At 67.9% G+C, this 19,069-nt stretch carries 18 protein-coding genes and 1 pseudogene; 4 read left to right on the top strand and 15 right to left on the bottom strand.

Annotated features, from left to right (window positions below; all coding sequences use genetic code 11):
- Positions 1 to 19 precede the first annotated feature (19 nt).
- From DTA15_RS04060 to DTA15_RS04025, 8 genes and pseudogenes are all read right to left on the bottom strand, one after another.
- On the bottom strand, positions 20 to 1,108 hold the full coding sequence (locus DTA15_RS04060; RefSeq protein ID WP_012493591.1) for a FecCD family ABC transporter permease: 1,089 nt from the start codon (positions 1,106 to 1,108) through the stop codon (positions 20 to 22).
- Between the two features lie 15 nt (positions 1,109 to 1,123).
- The gene (locus DTA15_RS04055) at positions 1,124 to 2,041 is read right to left on the bottom strand and encodes a heme/hemin ABC transporter substrate-binding protein (protein WP_012493590.1); all 918 of its coding nucleotides are present in this window, start codon (positions 2,039 to 2,041) and stop codon (positions 1,124 to 1,126) included.
- Positions 2,038 to 3,129, bottom strand: a complete 1,092-nt coding sequence (locus tag DTA15_RS04050) for a hemin-degrading factor (protein ID WP_006491808.1) — start codon at positions 3,127 to 3,129, stop codon at positions 2,038 to 2,040. Before DTA15_RS04050 ends, DTA15_RS04055 begins: the two co-directional genes overlap by 4 nt.
- A gap of 49 nt (positions 3,130 to 3,178) precedes the next feature.
- Positions 3,179 to 5,452 carry a TonB-dependent hemoglobin/transferrin/lactoferrin family receptor gene (locus DTA15_RS04045; protein ID WP_006489211.1) on the bottom strand — a complete coding sequence of 758 codons (2,274 nt, stop codon included), beginning with the start codon at positions 5,450 to 5,452 and terminating at the stop codon, positions 3,179 to 3,181.
- A gap of 224 nt (positions 5,453 to 5,676) precedes the next feature.
- The gene (locus DTA15_RS04040) at positions 5,677 to 5,904 is read right to left on the bottom strand and encodes a hypothetical protein (protein WP_006489213.1); all 228 of its coding nucleotides are present in this window, start codon (positions 5,902 to 5,904) and stop codon (positions 5,677 to 5,679) included.
- Positions 5,905 to 6,091: 187 nt separating this feature from the next.
- Positions 6,092 to 6,475 carry a DUF6232 family protein gene (locus tag DTA15_RS04035; protein WP_012493589.1) on the bottom strand — a complete coding sequence of 128 codons (384 nt, stop codon included), beginning with the start codon at positions 6,473 to 6,475 and terminating at the stop codon, positions 6,092 to 6,094.
- 124 nt (positions 6,476 to 6,599) lie between these two features.
- On the bottom strand, positions 6,600 to 6,860 hold the full coding sequence (locus DTA15_RS04030; RefSeq protein ID WP_011548992.1) for a DUF2866 domain-containing protein: 261 nt from the start codon (positions 6,858 to 6,860) through the stop codon (positions 6,600 to 6,602).
- Positions 6,861 to 7,078: 218 nt separating this feature from the next.
- Positions 7,079 to 8,230 (bottom strand): annotated as a pseudogene (locus tag DTA15_RS04025) (porin).
- A 593-nt stretch (positions 8,231 to 8,823) separates the two neighbouring features.
- Between DTA15_RS04025 and DTA15_RS04015 the strand changes: the two are divergent.
- Complete coding sequence (locus tag DTA15_RS04015; RefSeq protein WP_006489221.1) at positions 8,824 to 9,630, top strand: MetQ/NlpA family ABC transporter substrate-binding protein; 807 nt, start codon at positions 8,824 to 8,826, stop codon at positions 9,628 to 9,630.
- A gap of 154 nt (positions 9,631 to 9,784) precedes the next feature.
- Here DTA15_RS04015 and DTA15_RS04010 read toward each other — a convergent pair whose 3' ends face one another.
- The 4 genes from DTA15_RS04010 to DTA15_RS03995 all read right to left on the bottom strand — a co-directional run bounded on the left by DTA15_RS04010 (position 9,785) and on the right by DTA15_RS03995 (position 14,070).
- Positions 9,785 to 10,900 (bottom strand): succinylglutamate desuccinylase/aspartoacylase family protein, encoded by a 1,116-nt coding sequence (locus tag DTA15_RS04010; protein ID WP_006489202.1) that lies wholly within the window; start codon positions 10,898 to 10,900, stop codon positions 9,785 to 9,787.
- A 226-nt stretch (positions 10,901 to 11,126) separates the two neighbouring features.
- Positions 11,127 to 11,909 carry an ABC transporter substrate-binding protein gene (locus DTA15_RS04005; RefSeq protein WP_006489206.1) on the bottom strand — a complete coding sequence of 261 codons (783 nt, stop codon included), beginning with the start codon at positions 11,907 to 11,909 and terminating at the stop codon, positions 11,127 to 11,129.
- Positions 11,910 to 12,135: 226 nt separating this feature from the next.
- A complete protein-coding gene (locus DTA15_RS04000; RefSeq protein WP_006489204.1) occupies positions 12,136 to 13,056 on the bottom strand; it encodes a LysR substrate-binding domain-containing protein in 921 nt (306 codons plus the stop codon).
- Positions 13,057 to 13,122: 66 nt separating this feature from the next.
- Positions 13,123 to 14,070 carry a GlxA family transcriptional regulator gene (locus tag DTA15_RS03995; protein WP_006491810.1) on the bottom strand — a complete coding sequence of 316 codons (948 nt, stop codon included), beginning with the start codon at positions 14,068 to 14,070 and terminating at the stop codon, positions 13,123 to 13,125.
- A gap of 106 nt (positions 14,071 to 14,176) precedes the next feature.
- On the opposite strand from DTA15_RS03995, the gene DTA15_RS03990 reads away from it, so the two are divergent.
- Positions 14,177 to 14,485 (top strand): DUF3817 domain-containing protein, encoded by a 309-nt coding sequence (locus DTA15_RS03990; RefSeq protein WP_006482618.1) that lies wholly within the window; start codon positions 14,177 to 14,179, stop codon positions 14,483 to 14,485.
- Complete coding sequence (locus DTA15_RS03985) at positions 14,482 to 14,883, top strand: CopD family protein (protein ID WP_006482605.1); 402 nt, start codon at positions 14,482 to 14,484, stop codon at positions 14,881 to 14,883. Before DTA15_RS03990 ends, DTA15_RS03985 begins: the two co-directional genes overlap by 4 nt.
- A gap of 9 nt (positions 14,884 to 14,892) precedes the next feature.
- On the opposite strand, the gene DTA15_RS03980 is transcribed toward DTA15_RS03985, so the two are convergent.
- The 3 genes from DTA15_RS03980 to DTA15_RS03970 form a co-directional block, all read right to left on the bottom strand.
- Positions 14,893 to 15,486: a hypothetical protein gene (locus DTA15_RS03980; protein ID WP_006482602.1), complete on the bottom strand. Its 594-nt coding sequence runs from the start codon at positions 15,484 to 15,486 to the stop codon at positions 14,893 to 14,895.
- A gap of 213 nt (positions 15,487 to 15,699) precedes the next feature.
- Positions 15,700 to 17,088 (bottom strand): NCS2 family permease, encoded by a 1,389-nt coding sequence (locus DTA15_RS03975; protein WP_006494183.1) that lies wholly within the window; start codon positions 17,086 to 17,088, stop codon positions 15,700 to 15,702.
- A 530-nt stretch (positions 17,089 to 17,618) separates the two neighbouring features.
- Complete coding sequence (locus tag DTA15_RS03970; RefSeq protein ID WP_006482583.1) at positions 17,619 to 18,296, bottom strand: TetR/AcrR family transcriptional regulator; 678 nt, start codon at positions 18,294 to 18,296, stop codon at positions 17,619 to 17,621.
- Positions 18,297 to 18,344: 48 nt separating this feature from the next.
- Between DTA15_RS03970 and DTA15_RS03965 the strand changes: the two genes are divergently transcribed.
- Positions 18,345 to 19,010 carry an O-methyltransferase gene (locus DTA15_RS03965; RefSeq protein WP_006482616.1) on the top strand — a complete coding sequence of 222 codons (666 nt, stop codon included), beginning with the start codon at positions 18,345 to 18,347 and terminating at the stop codon, positions 19,008 to 19,010.
- The last annotated feature ends 59 nt before the right edge of the window (positions 19,011 to 19,069 follow it).

Raw genomic sequence — 19,069 nt, 5'->3', positions numbered from 1 at the left:
GGTCGTCGTGAAGAAGGAATTACCCGCCGAGCGCGCCGCGGTTCTTCCACAGCAACGCGAGGAAGAACGGCGCGCCGAGCAGCGCGGTCAGCACGCCGAGCGGAATGTCGGCGGGCGCGGCGACCGTGCGCGCGGCGAGATCGGCCGCGAGCGTCAGCAACGCGCCGAGCAATGCGGCGCCGGGCAGCACGATGCGCTGGTCGGGGCCGCACGCGAGGCGCACGCAATGCGGCGCGACGAGCCCGATGAAACCGATGATGCCCGCGCACGACACGAGCGCGCCGACCGCGAGCGCGACCGCGACGAGCACGCGCCGCTTCAGTCGCTGCACGGGCACGCCGAGATGCAGCGCTTCGGTTTCGCCGAGCTGCAGTGCGTTCAGCGCGTCGCGCTCGCGCACGAGCAGCACGCCGCCGAGCGCGACGCACGGCGCGACGGCCGCCAGCGTCGGCCATTGCGCGCCGCCGAGGCTGCCGAGGCTCCAGAAGGTCAGCGAGCGCAGCTGTGCGTCGTCGGCGACGAACGTGAGCAGCCCGATCGCCGCGCCGACCAGCGCATTGATCGCGATGCCGGCGAGCAGCAGCAGCGGCAGCGCGAGCCGGCCGCGCGACGCGGCCAGCCGGTAGACGAGCGCCGCGACCGCGAGCCCGCCCGCGAACGCGGCCACGGGCAGTGCGGCCGCGCTCGCGTGGGCGGCGAAGAGCGCGGGGCCGAGCACGATCAGCGTGGTCGCGCCGAGCGCGGCGCCGCTCGATACGCCGACGAGCCCGGGATCGGCGAGCGGATTGCGGAACAGCGCCTGCATCGCGGCGCCGGTCGCGCCGAAGCCGCCGCCGACCAGCAGCGCGAGCACGACGCGCGGCGCGCGGATGTCGAGCAGCACCGCGCGCGCCTGCTGCGCGGCCGGGTCGCCGCTCAGCGCGGCCCAGGCTTCCGCCAGCGGAATGCGGTACGCGCCGACGCACAGCGCGACGACGGACATCGCGCCCATGAGAATGGCGAGCGCGGCCAGGACGAACGGCGCGAAGCGGCGCGACGTGCCGAGGCGCGCGGCGCCGGCGCGCGAGGCGGACGATGGCGCGTTGAAGGGCGAGGCGTGAGCGGGCATCGGGTCGATCCGGATTCAGGCGAGCGCATCCGACAGGCGTCGGTGCAGGGTCGTGACGGCGAGCGGCAGGCGTGGGCCGAAGCCGAGCAGGAACAGCGCGTCGAGCGACACGACGCGCCGCGCGCGGCCGGCCGGCGTCGCGCCGAAGCCCGGCGTCGCGAGCAGCGCGGCGTGGCCGCCGACGGCCGCCAGCCCTTCGTCGGAGATCAGCACGACGTCGGGCGCGGCCGCCGCGAGCGCCTCGGTCGTCAGCGGCTTGTAGTGATCGAAGCCCTGCATCGCGTTGCGCGCGCCCGCGTAGCGGATCATCGCGTCGGCGGCCGTGCGCTGGCCGGCGACGAGCGCCTGGGTGCCGGTATGGTTCAGCACGAACAGCACGCGCGGCGGCTGCGCGCCGCCGGGCACGCGTGCGGCGACCGCGTCGCGCGCGGCCTGCCAGTCGCGATCGAAACGCTGCAGCAGCGCGGCGCCGGCGTCGCGCACGTCGAGCGCCTGCGCGACGCCGGTGATCTTCGCGCGCACCGATTCGACGTCGTGGCGCTCGTCGAACGTCGTCACCGTGACGCCGGCGCCTTTCACCTGCGCGATCGCCGTCGGCGGGCCGGCTTCCGCCGAGGCCAGCACGAGATCGGGCCGCAGCGACAGCAGCCCTTCGGCCGACAGCGCCCGCTGGTAGCCGACCTTCGGCAGGCGCTTCGCGGCGTCGGGATACGTGCACGTCGTGTCGGCGCCGACGAGCCGGTAACGCGGCGTCTCGGCGCCGCCGAGCGCGAATGCGGTTTCCGCGAGCGCGCCGCCGATCACGATCACGCGTTTCGGCGCGGCGACCACGCCCTGCGCGAGCACGCCGCCGGGCAGTACGCCCGCGAGCGCGCCGGCCGCCGCGCCGGCCAGCAGCGACCGGCGGCGCGGATCGAACCGCCGCCCGTTCACCGCGCGGCTCCGCGTGCGGCCGCCGGCAGCGTCGCGACGAGCGCGCGCCAGTCGTCGCGCTCGACCTTGCCGGGCTTGCGCTCGCCGAACAGCAGCGCGACGTGGTCGCCCTGCCGGTCGAACAGTTCGAGCGACGTGACGATGCCGTCGCTCGTCGGCTTCTTCACGACCCACGCGGCGGCGATCAGGTCTTCGCGCACATGCAGGTTGAAGCCCGGATCGAGCACGTTGATCCACGCGCCGACCTCGCGCACGTTCGCGACGGGGCCCGTATGGATCTGGATCATCCCCGCGTTGCCGACGAACACCATGATCGGCTGGCCGCTTTTCGCGGCCTGTTCGAGCACGTGGCGCAACGCATGCGCGGTTTCGACCGGATATGCGTAGCGCGGATCGGCGAGGCGCAGCGCTTGCATGCGGCTCACGCCGAAGCGTTGCGTGATGCCGAAGAACTGGTGCGTGTCGGTCATCGCGTCCCACGCGGCGCGAAAGCCCGCGACGTCGATCTCGGTGTCGGCGCGCTCGGGCGTTTTCGCTGCGGCGGGCGCGACCTCGAGGCCCGGCTCCTGCGACGGCGCGCGCCAGCGTTCGACGAACGCGTCGTATGCGGCGTGATCGCTGTGCGCGCGCAGGTAGACCTTGTGGATCGCATGACCTTGCGCGTCGAAGAACTGCAGGCTCTTCAGCGGGCCGTGCGCGGTCTCGTCGCGCACCGCGAACGCCGACACCCAGTGACGATAGAAGATGCGCAGGTCGATGTCGCCGAGCGCGAGCCCGACCGGGCCGTCGTGGCTCATCTGCGCGTACTCGCCGTCCTTTTCGTGGACGGCCGTGTCGTTGCGCGTCAGCGCCATCACGCGGCCGAGGCGCGGCATTTCCTCGAACATCGCCGGAAAGCGCGCGTCGAGCCGCACGACGTGCTCGCCGACGAACGCGGCGAGCGCCTCGCCTTCGCTGACGCCAAGCGCCTGCGCGACGTCGCGGTTGCGCAGCTGACGCTCGGTCTTGAGTTTGATGAACGCGTCGCGCAGCGCGGCGGCCGCGCGGGCCGGCGTGGCTGATTGACCGGGAAGGGCGGATTGCATCATGTCGGACTCCTTCGAGTAACGGTTGGGGTAGGCGCGCGGGCAACGCGCATCAGAAATCCACTTTCATGCTGACGGCGACCGTGCGGCCGGGCGACGAATACGCGTCGAGCACCTGCGAATCGGCCGCGATGCCGCGCACGTCCGACCAGTTCCAGTACTTGCGGTCGAACAGGTTGCGGATGCCGATCGTCGCGCTCACGTGCTTGTTGAAGCGGTAGCCGCCGCGCAGGTCGACGACGAACGACGACGGCGGCGTGAAGCACGCCTTGTTCGAACAGTCGGACTTGTCGACGTCCTTGTCGCGTTTGGCGGCCTGGAACAGCAGGTCGGTCTGCACGAACCAGCGTTCGGTCGGCTCGTACCGCACGCCGAACACGGCCGAGAACGGGTTCACGGTGTTCAGCGGCTGGCTGGCCGCGCCGTCGTTCTGCGTCGAGCCCTTCGTGAACGCCATCGCCGTCTTCAGCGTGATGCCGTTCGGCATCACCCATTCGGCGCGGCCTTCGAGGCCATGAATGCGTGCGTCGGCGAAGTTCACGTACTGGAACACGAACGGGTCGACCGGCCGGCCGCTGCCGGCGATCGTCGTGCGCGAGATGAAGTTGCGGTAGCGGCCGGTGAACGCGGCCGCGCTGTAGCGCACGATGCCGTAGCCGGTGCCGGCCTTGCCGCGCAGGCCGGCTTCGAACGTGTCGCTGGTTTCGGGCTTCAGGTTCGGATTGCCGATCGACGTGTAGCCGTACACCGGATTCGAGAAGCTGCTGTTCACCTGGTCGGGCGTCGGCGCGCGGAAGCCGTGCGCGTACTGCACGTACGGAATGACCGCGGGCGTGATCTCGTAGAGCACGGCGACGCGCGGCGACAGTTCGTTCGCGCTCGTCGACACGGCCTTGCCGGTGAACAGCGGATCGTTCTCGGTCGGGCTCAGCCGGTACGTGTCGAAGCGCAGGCCCGGCGTGACGAGCAGGCGGCCGTAGCCGATCTGGTCCTGCACGAACGCGCCGAACAGCGTGTAGTCGGTGTCGGGGAACGCCTTGTTCGGGAACGCTTCGCCGACGCCTGGCACCGTGCCGTCGCGCAGGTTGGTCACGCGCGACAGGCTGCCGTCCAGGCCGACCAGCAGCTTGTGCGCGAGCGGGCCGGTCGCGAAGCCGCTCTCGGCGAACGCGGCGCCGCCGAACGTGCGTTCCTTGTACTGGTTGTCGCGCGAACGCGAGGGCAGCTTGCCGCGCGTCTCGAACGCGTATTGATCCTGCTTCGCGTCCTGGTAGTAGAACTGCACGTGCGCGGTCTGGAACCAGCGGAGCGCGTCGTCGCGAAAGTCGTAGTCGACGCTGAAGCGGTTGCGTTCGAGCCGGTCGTGGGTCGTGAGGCCGAGCGTGGTCGGCGCATTGATCGCCGACAGCACGTCGGTGCTCACGCGCCGCTGCACCGTTTCGGCGGTGAACTTGATCGTGTCGCGCGTGGTTGGCGTCAGCACGAGCTTGCCGAGCAGCGATTCCGAATATACGTCCTGCGGGTTCGACGTCGTGCGCAGCGTGCTTGCCGTGTTGTTGCCGCCGCGCGTGTCGACCTCGTGGCCGCGCCGGCCGTCGGCGATGATCATCCCCTGGACGCGATCGTTGCCGCCCGCGGCCGACACGGTCGCGCCGATGCTGCGATCGGTCGAGTCGTAGCTCGGCCGGAACGAGAAGTAGTAAGGCTTGTTGTAGACCGACAGCAGGTCGCGCGGGTCCTTCGTGATGAAGTTCACCGCGCCGGTCAGGCCGTCGCTGCCATAGAGCGCCGACGCCGGCCCGCGCAGGATCTCGATGCGCTTGAGCGTGTCGAGATCCGCGTAGTCGCCGCGGCCCGCTTCGAGCGGCCCGAACGAGAACGCGTTCGGCAGGCGGATGCCGTCTTCCATCAGCAGCACGCGATTGCCTTCGAGGCCGCGGATGTTGATGCTCGAATCGCCGTCGCGGCCGCCGCCGAGCGCGGCGCTGCCGGGACGGTACGCGGTGCGGCGCACCGTGATGCCCGGCTCGTAGCGCAGTGCGTCCTTGATGTTGGTGGCCTGCTGCGCTTCGAGATCCTCGTCGGTGATCACCGACACGGACGCTGCCGTGCGGCTCGCCGCGGTGGCGGTGCGGGTGGCCGTGACGGTGACGGGATCGAGCAGCGCCGCGTCGCCGCGCGTGGAGGCGGCGGCGGTGGTCAGGACGGCGGACGGCGGGGTGGCGCCTTGCGGCGACGAATCGGCGTGAGCCGGGGCGGCGGACAGGCCGAACGCGCCGAACAGTGCGGCACAGATCGGCCGCCGCGCCAGCGTATAGCAATGCACAGGTGGTCTCCCATTGACGATAACAAGCCCGAAGGCTGGCTGGGTGACGCGTTCACCTGGCTGGCCCGTTTGCGCGCGACAGGCGGCAAACGGCGATGTGAAAGGCAACTGACAACTTTAACAGTGTAAATGAGAATTATTATCAATACAAGGACGCCAGACGGCCCATGCGAGTGAGCGCTCGCTTGCGCGGCTCGGGCGAGCCGGGGGAAGTCTCGAGAAACTCAGGCCAGCGCTTCGATGCGGATCAGCAGGTTGCGCGCATGCGCGATGAACGCGTCGTGCGTGGCGCGATCGCCGTGGCTTTCGATACCGGCCTGTTCGGCGAACGCGATCTGCTCGGTGTAGAGCTCGACGAGCGCACGGCGTGCATCAGGGGGAAGCGCGCGGATCATCGACACGATCAGCAGTTCCTGCGCGCGAAGCATGCCGGACAGCGATTGAGCGTTCATGCTGGCCTCCTCGGACGATGCGGCGGCGAGCCGCTCTTTCCATACTAGGCGGTCGGCGCGTGCAGTGGCGGGGAGGGGGTGGCGGCGCGCGGCGGGCGCCGCGCGTTTCAACGCGAACGCCGCGAACCGACATTCGCGGCGTGCATCCTGCCCGCGCGAGCCGGCGCGGGCACGAAGGCGAACGGAATCAGCCGGCCGCGGTGGCGGACTGCGCGTCGCGCACGACCTGCGCGACGCGTTCGACGAACTCGGCGTCGACGCTCGACAGCGCTTCGCGCTTGCCGTCGGGCATCTCGACCATCAGCCGATACGTGATGTCCTGCGTGGTCCACGCGAGGTAGCCGACCACGGCGAGCATCACGCCGACCACGAGCGCGGCGCTCGATGCGGCGATGCCGCCTGCGACGGCGATGGCCGCGCCGATCAGCGAGATCAGCGACGGCACGAGACGGTTCTTCGGAATCTTGACGACGTCGACGTGGCGGATGTCACGCAGTGCGAATACCTGCCCCGCGGCCGACAGGCCGTTGCGCGTGACCATGACGCCACGTTCGTTGAATGCGTTTTCCATCGTGTGTTGCGTGGACGAAAACGCGCAGCGTAGCAGGTTTCGTTGCCGCGTCAAACGAGACCGACTGCCGCACGATGCGTGCGGCGCGGCCGAAAGACGGGAAGCGGGTGGCGCGCAGACGCGTTCAGAACTGCAGCCGGCCGTCGCCGTAAAGCCGGCCCGGCACGTGCGACGCGACGACCTCGGCGATCTCTTCGTCGGTCGATTCGGCCGGCACGATCTGGCGCCGCGCGGGGGCGTCGAGATGCATCGTCCATTCGACGAGGCGATACGGGCGGCCCCAGGGGCGCTGCATTTCGACCGAGACGCGGCAGCTCTGGACCGGCAGCGAGTGTTGGCACGTCAGAATCGCGTGCAGATGGCTGAAAACGGTATCTTCGATCATCATGGCCTCCGATCCTGTCTTGTGGGCAATCGATGGCGGCGCCGTCGGCGTTTAAAAAAAAAGCCGCCGATGCTCAGGCGGCCAACAGGGGGGGTGAGAGCATCCTCTCAGCCCAGAATTAAGCGAAACTTAAAAGCCCATAAAAAAGCGCCCCGCGTGGAGCGGGGCGCTTCTTGCCGTCGTGATCCGCAGGTTGAGCGGACAGTTAAGCGGATGCTTTAGAACTTGTGACGGATACCGATACGTGCGGCGATCTGGTTCTTCGAACCCGTGCCCGACGTGTTGAAGTAGCTCGTGCTCGAACCGATCTGCGCTTGCACGCCGCGGCCCGAAGCCTGCTGGTACACGACCAGGCCGTACACGTCCGTACGCTTGCTGAGGGCGTAGTCGGCGATACCGTTGACCTGGTTCCAGTGCCACGAGTTGCCGTTTTGCGTCGCGTTCGTGTACGTGTAGCCGAGGCCGCCCGACAGTGCCGGCGTGAATGCGTACTTCGCGCCCGCTTCGTATGCGTTGTAGAACGTGCCGCCCGAGCCCGACACCGTCGAGAACTGCGTACGCGTCCACAGCAGCCATGCCGTTGCCGGGCCCCAGACGTAGCGGCCACCCACGCCGTACGTGCGGAGGTCGCGGACGTTGCCGGTGCTCAGGTTCGCGATCGACGTCGAGAAGGCCGGCGTCGACTGGCTCGGGAAACGGATGTCCGTGTACGCCGCGCCGACCGAGATCGGGCCGTTCGCGTAGTTCAGGCCGAAGCTGTATGCGCGCGACGAACCGCCGGTGTTGTTGGTGCCCGTGCCCTGTGCGCCTGCGAAGTCGGTCGAGTTCGAGAAGCCGTACAACGCGCCGAACGTGAAGCCCGAATAGTTCGCGCTCTGGAACTTCACGGCGTTGTTGATGCGGCTCGACGTGAGCTGGTCGATGTCGTTCACGTGGTACGCATAGTTACCCGCGACCGTGTTGCCACCCGTCGAGTAGTTCGAACCGAGGATGTCGGTCGAGAACGAGTATTGGCGACCGAACGTGACCGTGCCGTATTGCGACTGGCTCAGGCCGACGTAAGCCTGGCGACCGAAGATCGCGCCGCCCTGGCCGATCGAGCCGTTGCCGCTGTTGAAGCCGTTTTCGAGCACGAAGATCGCCTTCAGGCCGCCACCGAGGTCTTCGGTGCCGCGCAGGCCTCAACGGCTGCCCTGGGCCACGCCGTCGTCGTACTTGAACAGCTTGCCCGTGCCGCCGTTGGCGGTCTTGCTGTGGTTCACGTAGCTGATACCGGCATCGATGACGCCGTACAGGGTCACGCTGCTTTGTGCGTGTGCCGTGCCGGCCGTTGCTGCCAGGGCGGCGATGGTCAACAGTTTCTTGTTCAAAGGATTCTCCGAGCGAATAAATGGCGTGTCCAGTTGCGGTTCCGGCGCTCTCTGCGGGCGCTTTCACGGACCGGCGCAACTTTATCGGCGGGCCACGTAATGAATATGACAGCGACTGTCATATGAAGAATGTGTGGTGCCGATGCGACATTAGGGCCTGCTTGCATAGGGAACGTGCATGCGTTGCCACGAGAACGGCCGCTCGCGAGGCGCGCGACGCCGCGAATACTCGCGTATTCGCAAGGAGCGCAACGCGGCGAGCGGCCGTTCTCGTGGCAACCCCAAACTAAAAATTCAATCCACGGGAATGCCTGAAATCGCCCGCATGGCGGCGTCGTTCGTCGCTTGTTTGGCGCGGCCAAACGGCGCTCCTCACTCCTGGCCCTGCGAGCGATTTCAGGCATTCGCATGCACGTTCCCTATGCAAGCAGGCCCTAAATTCTGCCCGGGATGTACATCCGGGGTTATACCGAATTTGTCTGTCGTTCGACCTCGATCAGGAATATGCACATGAAATAAGCTTGGTTGGTGGCGCTCGGGCCCCGTGCCACGATCCGTGCTCCAACAAACGACACGGGACAAGAGGACACCCCATGCGACATTCGATCCTGACCGGCCTCGGCGTACTCGCCGCCGCGCTGGCATTCGCCGCGCCCGCCGCGCACGCCGACCCGCAAACGCTGAAGATCGGCACGATGAGCGGCCCCGACGCGCAGATCTGGACCGAAGTGACGAAGGTCGCCGCGCGCGAAGGCCTCGCGATCAAGGTCATCGAATTCAACGACTACGTGCAGCCGAACGCGGCGCTCGATTCCGGCGATCTCGATGCGAACGGCTTCCAGCACCAGCCGTTCCTCGACAGCCAGATCAAGCAGCGCGGCTACAAGATCGTCAACGTCGGGCTCACCTATACCGCGCCGATGGGTTTCTATTCGAAGAAGCTCAAGTCGCTGAAGGATTTGCCGGTCGGCGCGAAGGTCGGGATCCAGAACGATCCGTCGAACGGCAACCGCGCGCTGCTGCTGCTGCAGAAATACGGGGTGATCAAGCTGAAGCCGGGCGTCGGCACGAATGGCGTGAACGCGACGCCGCTCGACGTCGCCGAGAACCCGAAGAAGATCAAGATCGTCGAACTCGACGCCGCGCAACTGCCGCGCGCATTGCCCGACGTCGACGCCGCGTCGATCAACACCGACTACGCGGTCAAGGCCGGGCTCACGCCGGTGAAGGATGCGATCGCGATCGAGGATCTGCGCGGGCCGTACGCGAACCTGATCGCGGTGCGCGCGCAGGACAAGGACAAGCCGTGGGTGAAGAAGCTCGTCGCGGCCTATGAATCGGACGACGTGCGCAAGTTCATCGACCAGAAGTTCGGCGGCGCGATCGTGCCGGCGTTCTGAGCGGTCTTCACGCGTAGCGGCCGGCGACACGGTATCGGCGGCGAGACGCGCGCTTCGGAAAGCAAATCGCCCGCGCAAGCGGGCGATTTCGTTTGACGCAGGCGAGGGCCGGCGACGCGCGCCGCGGCCCGGCGCGCGGGCCGGGCGTGCAGGCTCAGGCCGACAGCAGCGAACCGGTGCGGATCGCGGTCGCGCCGGCAATGCGCGCGACTTCCATGCCGGCCGTCGCGAAACGGACGATCTGGCGCGCGTACAGCACGCCCGACACGCTGCTCTTCAGCGTGACGACGCGATCGGTCAGCGGATCGACGATGTCGGCCACGGCCTGGCCGGCCTCGATCATCACGCCGACCGGCGTACGGAACACGATCACGCCCGACACGGGCGCGACGAGCGGATCGGTGCCCGCGAGCGGCGTGGCCGGATGCGCGAGCGGCGGCAGCGGCGCCGGCGTGCCTTCGACGACACCGCGCTCGGTCAGGTATTCGATGATCGCCTGGGCATCCTTTTCGGCGAACTCGTACGACACGTCGCGTTCGCTGCGCAGTTCCACCGTGACGGAAATCGCGCCGTTCGGGATCGGGAAGCGGTCGCCGAAGCGGCTGCGCAGATCCGACCAGCAGAAGCTGTGGATTTCGTCGAATGGATTGCCGACCGAGTTCAGCGCGAGCAGCGACGCCTGCGCATCGAGGTAGCGCGCCAGCGGTTCGACGTCTTCCCAGAGGTCGGGGTTCGTGTAGAGGTGCATCACCGCATCGCTGTCGCAGTGCAGGTCGAGCACGATGTCGGCGTCGAACGACAGCTTCTGCAGCGCGAGGCGCTGCGAATCGAGTTCGGTGCGCGGTTTCTGTTCGTCGAGCGCTTCGCGCATCGCGGTGCGTACGACCGCGAGATTGCGCTGCGCGTCGTTCGTGAGGCGGTCTTCGACGCGCGGCAGCACGAGCGCCGCGAGATCGTAGAAGTTACGGTTGAAGTTCTGCATCGAGCCGAGCTCGAAGCGGCCGAGATGATCGCCGAACACGTGTTGCGACAGGCCGATCGGGTTGGGCACGGGCACGATGACGACTTCGCCGCGCAGCTTGCCGGCCGTCTCGAGCGCGGCGATCTTGCGGCGCAGCAGCGTGGCGACCAGCATGCCGGGCAACTCGTCCGCGTGCAGCGACGACTGGATGTAGACCTTCTTGCCGCCGCGCGGGCCGTAGTGGAAGCTGGTGATCTGGCGTTCGGTGCCGACGGCGGGGGAAATCAGCGGATGGGTCTGCGTTTGCATGATGGGGGGAGTGCGGCGCAGCCGCGAATGATCCGTGTGCGTGGAAGAACGATTGTACGTTGCCTTCCTCGCCGCCATCAAACCGGCGCCAGAACAAGCGGTTTTCCGTTGAGAATCATCAGCTTGGCGCGGAAAAAATAACGGCGTCCGCGTCGTGCGCAAAAAAAAAACGGGCTCCGTGCGGAGCCCGTTCCCGTCGCGCCGAATCGCGCGTTCGTCGGCCGTATTACTTGCCGTAGACGTCGAAATCGAAGTACTTCTTCGCGATCTTGTCGTACGTGCCATCTTTGCGCATCGCGGCGATCGCGCCGTCGATCTTCGCCTTCAGGTCGGTGTCTTCCTTGCGCAGGCCGATACCGGCGCCGTTGCCGAGCGTCTTCGGATCGTCGAGATCCTTGCCGGCGAAGTCGAAGTTCGCGCCGCGCGGGGTCTTCAGGAAGCCGATCTCGGCTTGCACCGCGTCCTGCAGCGCGCCGTCCAGACGGCCGGAGATCAGGTCGGCGTAGACCTGGTCCTGGTTCTGGTAAGGCACGACGTTCACGCCCTTCGAGGCCCAGTACGTCTTCGCGTAGGTTTCCTGGATCGTGCCCTGCTCGACGCCGACCGACTTGCCCTTCAGCGATTCGGCCGTCGGCATCAGGCCCGTGCCCTTCTTCGTGACGAGGCGCGTCGGCGTGTTGAACAGCTTCGCGGAGAAAGCGATCTGTTCCTGACGCGCCGGCGTCATCGACATCGACGACAGCACGCCGTCGAACTTGCGGGCCTTCAGCGCCGGGATCATCCCGTCGAAGTCGTTTTCGATCCACACGCACTTCGCGTTCATGCGGCGGCAGATTTCATTGCCGAGATCGACGTCGAAGCCGACCACCTTGCCGTCGGCGCCTTTCGATTCGAAAGGCGGGTAGCTTGCGTCGACGCCGAACCGCACGGTCGACCAGTCCTTCGCGTACGCGCTGCCGGCCGATACGGCGAGCAGGGCGACGGTCACAGCCGCAAGAATCTTTTTCACTCGGTGACTCCTCGTTTTGTTCGATGGGTGCGCGGTTGTGCCGCGCCGTAAGCCTTCGGCCCGCCGCGGCTTCGCGTCGGACAGTCCGTTTCGCCCGCCCGATGGGGGCGCGCGACGTGCGCAAGATTATCAAGACAAAATACCGGCGGGGCGCCTAGGACAAGCCCCGATACCGGGCCCGGCGGCGGCGCGCCGGGTGCGCCGCCGTTTCATCCACAGGAACGATTCAGCCGAGCGTTTCGTTGACCGCGCGCTGCAGGCAGGTGACGAAGTGCGACACGGCGGGCGTGGGCAGCAGGTCGCGCCGCGCGATGATCGACAGGTCGAAGCGTGGCATGCTTTCGTCCAGTTCGGCCGTGCGGATGCCGAGCGGCGCGACCATCGCGGCGAGCGGGCGCGTGAAGCAGCCGATCACGTCCGAGCGCGCGACGAGCCCGAGCGTCACCGCGAACGACATCGGCGAGCGCAGCAGACGTTTCGGCAGCGGCAGCCCGTGCGCCTCGAACATCCCGACCATCACGCTGTGCGGAAACTGCTCGGCGCCGACGGTGACGATCCATTCGGCGTCGAGCAGTTCCTCTAACCGGCGCGCGTGCGCGAGCGGGTGGCCGTCGCGCATCACGATCGTGAATTCGGTCGACAGCAGCGGCAATTGCGTGAAATCGCGGTCGAGCGCGGGCACATGGTGCATTGCAGCGATGTCGAGCGTGCCGTTGCGCAACTGCGCGAGCGCGTCGGGCACCGTCACTTCCTCCAGATGCAGGCTGACGTTCGGCATCGACCGGCGGAACGCCGTCACCGCGTGCGGCAGCGCGGTCAGCGCGATCGACGGCATCGTGCCGACCGCGACGCGGCCCGACATCTCGCCTTTCACCTGCTCGACGGCCTCGACCGTGCGGCGGACGTCGCCGAGCAACTGCTCGGCGCGCGGCAGCAGCGCCTCGCCGCAGGCGGTCAGCTCGACGCCGCGCACGCTGCGCGCGAGCAGCTCCGCGTTGAGCGCCGTTTCGAGTTCGCGGATCGTATGCGTGATCGCCGGCTGCGTGACGCCGAGCTCGCGCGCGGCGGCGCGCAGGCTCTTCAGGTGCGCGGCGGAGACGAACGCCTGGAGCTGCGCGATGTTCAGGGGATTGCGGATGCGGGTCATCGGTCGGGTCCGGTTGGCGCGAAAGGGGGCGGCGGGTTCAAGCTTCAGGCGGCGATCCGGACGACGTCACGCATCGGCGCGCGCGCGGAACGCCTGCCGATAGCGCTGTGGCGACGTGCCGACGATGCGCGCGAAGCGCTCGCGAAACGCGGTGACCGAACCGAACCCGGCTTCCGTCGCCACATGTTCGATCGACAGCTCGGTCACCTCCAGCAACTGCTGCGCATGCCGCACGCGCGCGGTCTGCAGCCATTGGCCGGGCGACGTGCCGGTCTGCTCCTGGAAGCGCCGCGTCAGCGTGCGCACGCTCGTCGACGCCTTGCGCGCGATCGCGTCGAGCGTCAGCGGCTGGCGCAGGTTCGCGTGCAGCCAGTCCAGCAGGTCGTGCAGCCCGTCGCCGCCGGCCGGCCATTCGGGCGCGATGAACTGCGCCTGCCCGCCTTCGCGCACGCGCGGCGCCACCGCGCTGCGGGCGGCATCGACGGCGACCGCCGCGCCATAGTCGGCCTGGATCATGTGCAGGCACAGATCGAGGCCGGCCGCCGCGCCGGCCGACGTCAGGATCCGCCCGTTGTCGACGAACAGCACGTTCGGATCGACGTCGACGTTCGGGTAGCGGCGCGCGAGTTCGGCGGCCGCGAGCCAGTGCGTCGTCGCGCGCAGGCCGTCGAGCAGCCCGGCTTCCGCGAGCACGAACGCGCCGCTGCAGATCGACGCGATCCGGCAGCCGCGCGCGGCCGCCGCGCGCAGCGCGTCGAGCACGCGGCGCGACGTCGGCGCGAGCGGCACGGAGGTGCCGGGAACCATGATCGTGTCGGCGTCGGCCAGCGCATCGAGGCGAAACGGCGGGCGCAGCTCGAACAGGTCGCCGCCGACGCGCGGCTGGTCGCTGCACACGCGGACACGGTACGCCTGCGCGACGTTGGGCGCCCGCACGCGCGCGAACGTGTCGCACGCGACACCCAGATCGAACGGGACGACATCGGGCAAAGCAAGCACGGCGACCGTGTGCATGGCATTCGTGGCCGTGGCCAGAATCCGTTGAAAGATGTCATTCTAGCCAATGGCTCGAACCCGCACTACACGCGACAATCGCCGCGGACTACCTGGAGCCCTGCCGATGACACAAGACGATCGCAACGCGTTGCGGAACCTGCAATACCTGTCGCTGCTGGAGGCGACCACCCTCGTCGCGCTGGTGTGCGTGGCCGTGCCGCTCAAGCATCTGGCCGGTTATCCGGTCGCGGTATCGATCATGGGCCCGATTCACGGCATCGCGTTCGCGATGTACGTGTGGGCGGTGGTCGGCACCGCGTCGAGCGGGCTGTGGAGCAAGGGCGAGGTCGCGCGGCTCGTGCTGTCGGCCGTCGTGCCGTTTGCGGGGCTGGCGAGCGCCGGCTGGATCGCGCGCAGGCGGCACGCGCGATGATCTACCTGGTGCTGAAGGCCGTGCATCTGGCCGCCGTCGTCACGTTCGTCGGCGGGCTGCTGTTGTCGTCGGTCGCGGTCCGGATCGCGAACCTCGCCGTGCATCGCGCGGTGCGGCGCTGGGATCGCACGGTGACGGCGCCCGCGCTCGCGATCGTGTGGATCGCCGGCATCGCGCTCGCGCTGAGCGGTCACTGGTTCGGCACCGCATGGCTGTTGGTGAAGCTCGCGATCGTCGTCGCGCTGTCGGTGCTGCACGGAATCCTGGCCGGCACGCTGCGGCGCATGGCGCGCGACGATCTCGTCGTCGTGCCGGCGCCGTGGCTCGGGCAGACGGCGGGCGTGGCGCTCGTCGCGATGGCGCTCGTCGTCGGGCTGGCCGTGATCAAGCCGTTCTGACGCGGCGAATCAGGCCAGCGCGAGCTCGACCGCCGCCAGCGTACGACGCCGGATCCAGCCGCTTCCCAGCCGGATCGCGAGCCAGTACGGCGTGAACAGGCAGCGCGTGCGTGCGCTCGGGCAATGGACGAAGGTTTCGGTGCGCAGGATGTGCGCGCCCGAGGCGAGCCCGACCACCTCGAACCGGAGCACCAGCTTGGCGTCGCGCGGGTCGTCGTGCCGGACGAAGGCGTCGGCATCGGCGATGGTGCGCACGTCGGGCGCCGGGCGCCAGAAGCGCCCGATCAAGCCGAGCGACAGCGACGTGTCGTCGCGATGAAGCGGCGTGAAGGCGTCGAAGCCGAAGCGCGCGCGGTCGGGGCCGGCCGGTACGTTGCGCAGCGCGCCGGCGATGGCCGCCGGGAATTCGCGCACCGTCAGCAGCGTGTCGATGACGGGATCGGCGCGCATGTCGAGCGACGCGACGACGTCGATGATGCGCGCGGGCGGCGCGCCGATCGGCTGCGATTCGTGCACTTCGTGGAAGCCGAACGACGGAATGAACGGCGGCTTGCGCGCCGAGGCCCGGGTGCTCGATTCGGAGACGATGCCGAGGGTGTTCATCGCGACTCCTGAAGGCAAAACGCGATCGTAGCACCGGGCGCGAACGGGCGTCGCGCCGTTTTCACGGAGCGCGTCACGCTGCGCCGCACGGACAAAAAAAGCCTGGAAACTCGCGTTCCCAGGCCTGGAGACCATCAACGACGATGGTGGAGGAGACGATGTCGTCCCGATGCGCGCCGCCCTTCTGCAGGCGACGTCGCGCATGTCCCGGGCTCAGATGGCCCAGCCGCCGAGATAGAACGTGACGAGCACGGCCGCGATGAGCACGGTGCCGACGTTGAGCTTGCGGAATTCGCCGCTGGCGAGGCGGCCGATCACGAGCGTCGAGAAGCCGAGCATGATGCCCGTCACGATGTTCGCGGTCAGCACGATGAACACCGCGCACACGAGGCCCGACATCGCGTCGACCATGTCGTCCATGTGCAGCTTGCTCACGCTGCCGAGCATCAGCAGGCCGACGTACATCAGCGCCGGTGCGGTGGCGTACGACGGCACGAGGCCCGCGAGCGGCGAGAAGAACATCACGACGAGGAACAGCAGGCCGACCACGGCCGCCGCGAGGCCCGTCTTCGCGCCGGCGGCCACGCCGACGCTCGACTCGATGTAGGCCGCCGCCGGCGCGCCGCCGAGGAAACCGGAGAAGATCGAGCTGATCGAATCGGCGGTCAGCGCACGGCCGCCGTTGATGATGCGGCCGTTCTCGTCGAGCTGGCCGGCTTGGCCCGCGACCGCGCGGATCGTGCCGGTCGCGTCGAACACGGCGGTCATCACCAGCGCGAGCACGCTCGGCAGCACGGCCATCGACAGCGCGCCCTTGATGTCCATCGCGCCGATCAGCGATGCGTGGCCCGGCGCGCTCAGCGACGGCAGCGCGAAGATGCCGCGGTATTTCACGCCCGGATCGAAGATCAGGCCGAACACCGAGATCGCGATCACGACGAGCAGGATGCCGCCCGGCACGCGACGTTTTTCGAGGCCGAAGATCGCGGCGAGGCCGATGACCGACATGATGACCGGGAACGCGGTGATCTGGCCGAGCGAGACCGGCAGGCCGGCGCCCGGGTTCTTGATCACGAGGCCGACGTCGTTCGACGCGATCAGCAGCAGGAACAGGCCGATGCCGATCCCGGTGCCGTGCGCGACGCCCGCGGGCAGGTTGCGCAGGATCCACGAACGCACGCCGGTGATCGAGATGCCGGTGAACACGAGGCCCATCAGGAACACGGCGCCGAGCGCGACCGTCGGAGGCAGCCCCTTGCCGAGCACGAGGCCGAACGCGGTGAACGCGGTCAACGAGATCGCGCAGCCGATCGCGATCGGCAGCTTTGCCCACAGGCCCATCAGCAGCGAGCCGAACGCGGTGGTGAGACACACCGCGACGAACACGGCGCTCGTGTCGAAGCCGGCCTTGCCGAACATGCCGGGCACGACGAACACGGAATAGACCATCGCGAGGAAGGTGGTCACGCCGGCAATGATCTCGCGGCGCTGCGTGCTGCCGCGCGACGCAATGCCGAAGTAGCGGTCGATGACTCCCTTGGTGCCAAAGTCAGTTTCTTCCGCGCCGACGCCGACCGTCGGCTGCACCGGGGTATCACTCATGAGCTTGCTCCTTTATCAGCATGCTGAAACGGCCCGTAGCGAACCGTCGTCAGGGTGTCTCGTATCTAGTTGGGATTGTTCGGCAACGTCGTGGGGACGCATGACGCGTGATGCGTGTCGTTACGTGCGAATCGAGACGATCGCGAGGGTGTCGCGTCGGACGACGCGTGGTGTGGGCGACCCCGTCACGTGTGCTTTGCCGTAGCGAAGGTTAGGCGAGCCGCCCATCACGTCCCATCGGGCGAAGAGCATGCAGCGCATGTCGCAGCGCTTATATCGGCGTGCAACGGGGCTCCGTCGTGTCGACCCGCGTGTATACGCCTAGTTCGAATCCGTTAAGGCGACTATTTGAATGCAGGGTCGACGGGTGGGGCGCCTGCGGGCGAGGCATTGGATTTTACGAACTGCTTTCAGGATGAACCGGGAAGCCGGTGCGAACCGGGGCGGGTGACGGGGTTCATCGCCGTGCGCAACCTGCATCCGGACGATGCAGCCGGCGCGCGTGCGCGGTTTCCGTGTCGGCACGGGCCTCAATCGTGCGCGAGATGCGCGAGATACGCACAGAACATGTCGGCCATCGCGGCCGAATAGGCATCGATTTCCGCCGGCGTGCGCGCCGTTTCGGAGAACGCCTTGCCGCCCGTGGTGAGCGTCGTCAGGATCAGCTCGCACGCGAGCGCATGCGTCGCGTCAGGCGCGTCGGGCAGCGCTTCGCGCATGAACGCGCTGAACGCCCGGTTGCCCTCGACCTTCACTTCCCGCGCCTCGGGAGCGTCGCGATAGAGCGGGGCGGCATCGTCGAGGGCGATGCGCATCGGCGCCTCGTCGCATTCCGAACGGATGAACGCGTGGACGGCGGTGCGCAGCCGCTCCGGGGGCGTCTTTCGCGTGTCTTGCAGTATCCCGCACAGCATGTCGTACGTCTGCCGCCACTCGTCGTGCTGGAGCCGGAACAGCACGGACGCCTTGTTCGGGAAGTACTGGTACAGCGAGCCGACGCTCACGCCGGCCCGCTCGGCCACGCGCGCCATCGTGAAGCGCTGCGCACCTTCACTCGCCAAAACCTGAATAGCCGCCTGCAGGACGTCCTCGACGAGACGGGTCGAGCGCGCCTGCCGAGGCTGCTTGCGCGTGGCGATCGGGGCGTTTCGGCGGGCGGTCATGAGCGGTTTGCCAATGCGAATAGTAAAACCTGAATAGTTCGTCATATTCTAGTCGGGTGCAACGACGCACTCAACCGCTACCGGAGATATCGCATGACCACCCTGATGCTCGACCCGCTGGCTTCGCTGCTGGCGCGCCTGTTCGACGAAGCCGACGCGTCGTCGCCCGCGACGAGCCCGGCCTTCGCCAACGTGTCGCGCGACGAGCAAGCGCGGCTGATGCGCAGCAAGACGGACTACGCCGATCTGTATGCGCGCCTGAAGGACTACCCGCTTCCCGTGTCACGCGAGACGGGCATGCTGCTGTACATGCTCGCGCGCAGCGGCGGCGCGACGGCAATCGTCGAATTCGGTACGTCGTTCGGCATTTCGACGCTGCATCTCGCGGCCGCGCTGCGCGACAACGGCGGCGGGCGGCTGATTACGAGCGAGTTTGAACCGTCGAAGGTCGTGCGCGCACAGGCGAACCTGACGGCGGCAGGATTGGCTGATCTCGTGGAGATTCGCGAAGGCGATGCGCTGCGTACGCTGGCTTACGATCTGCCGGATGCGGTCGATCTGCTGCTGCTCGACGGAGCGAAGGCGCTGTATCCGGAGATTCTCGCGCTGGTCGAGCCGCGGCTCAGGGCGGGAGCGTTCGTCGTGGCCGACAACGCGGAATACAGCCCCGACTACCTTGCTTACGTGCGCGCACCGGAAAACGGCTATCTGTCGGTGCCGTTCGGCGGCGACGTCGAATTGTCGATGCGGACACGCTGACCAGATGGAACGAAGGTGTCGGCGATTTCACGCTTCCCCGCATCGAATATAGGATCACT

Origin of the sequence: Burkholderia cenocepacia (assembly GCF_900446215.1) — a bacterium.
GTDB lineage: Bacteria > Pseudomonadota > Gammaproteobacteria > Burkholderiales > Burkholderiaceae > Burkholderia > Burkholderia cenocepacia.
Note: the sequence above shows the minus strand (reverse complement) of the source record. Positions and strands in the feature narration are given on the sequence as shown.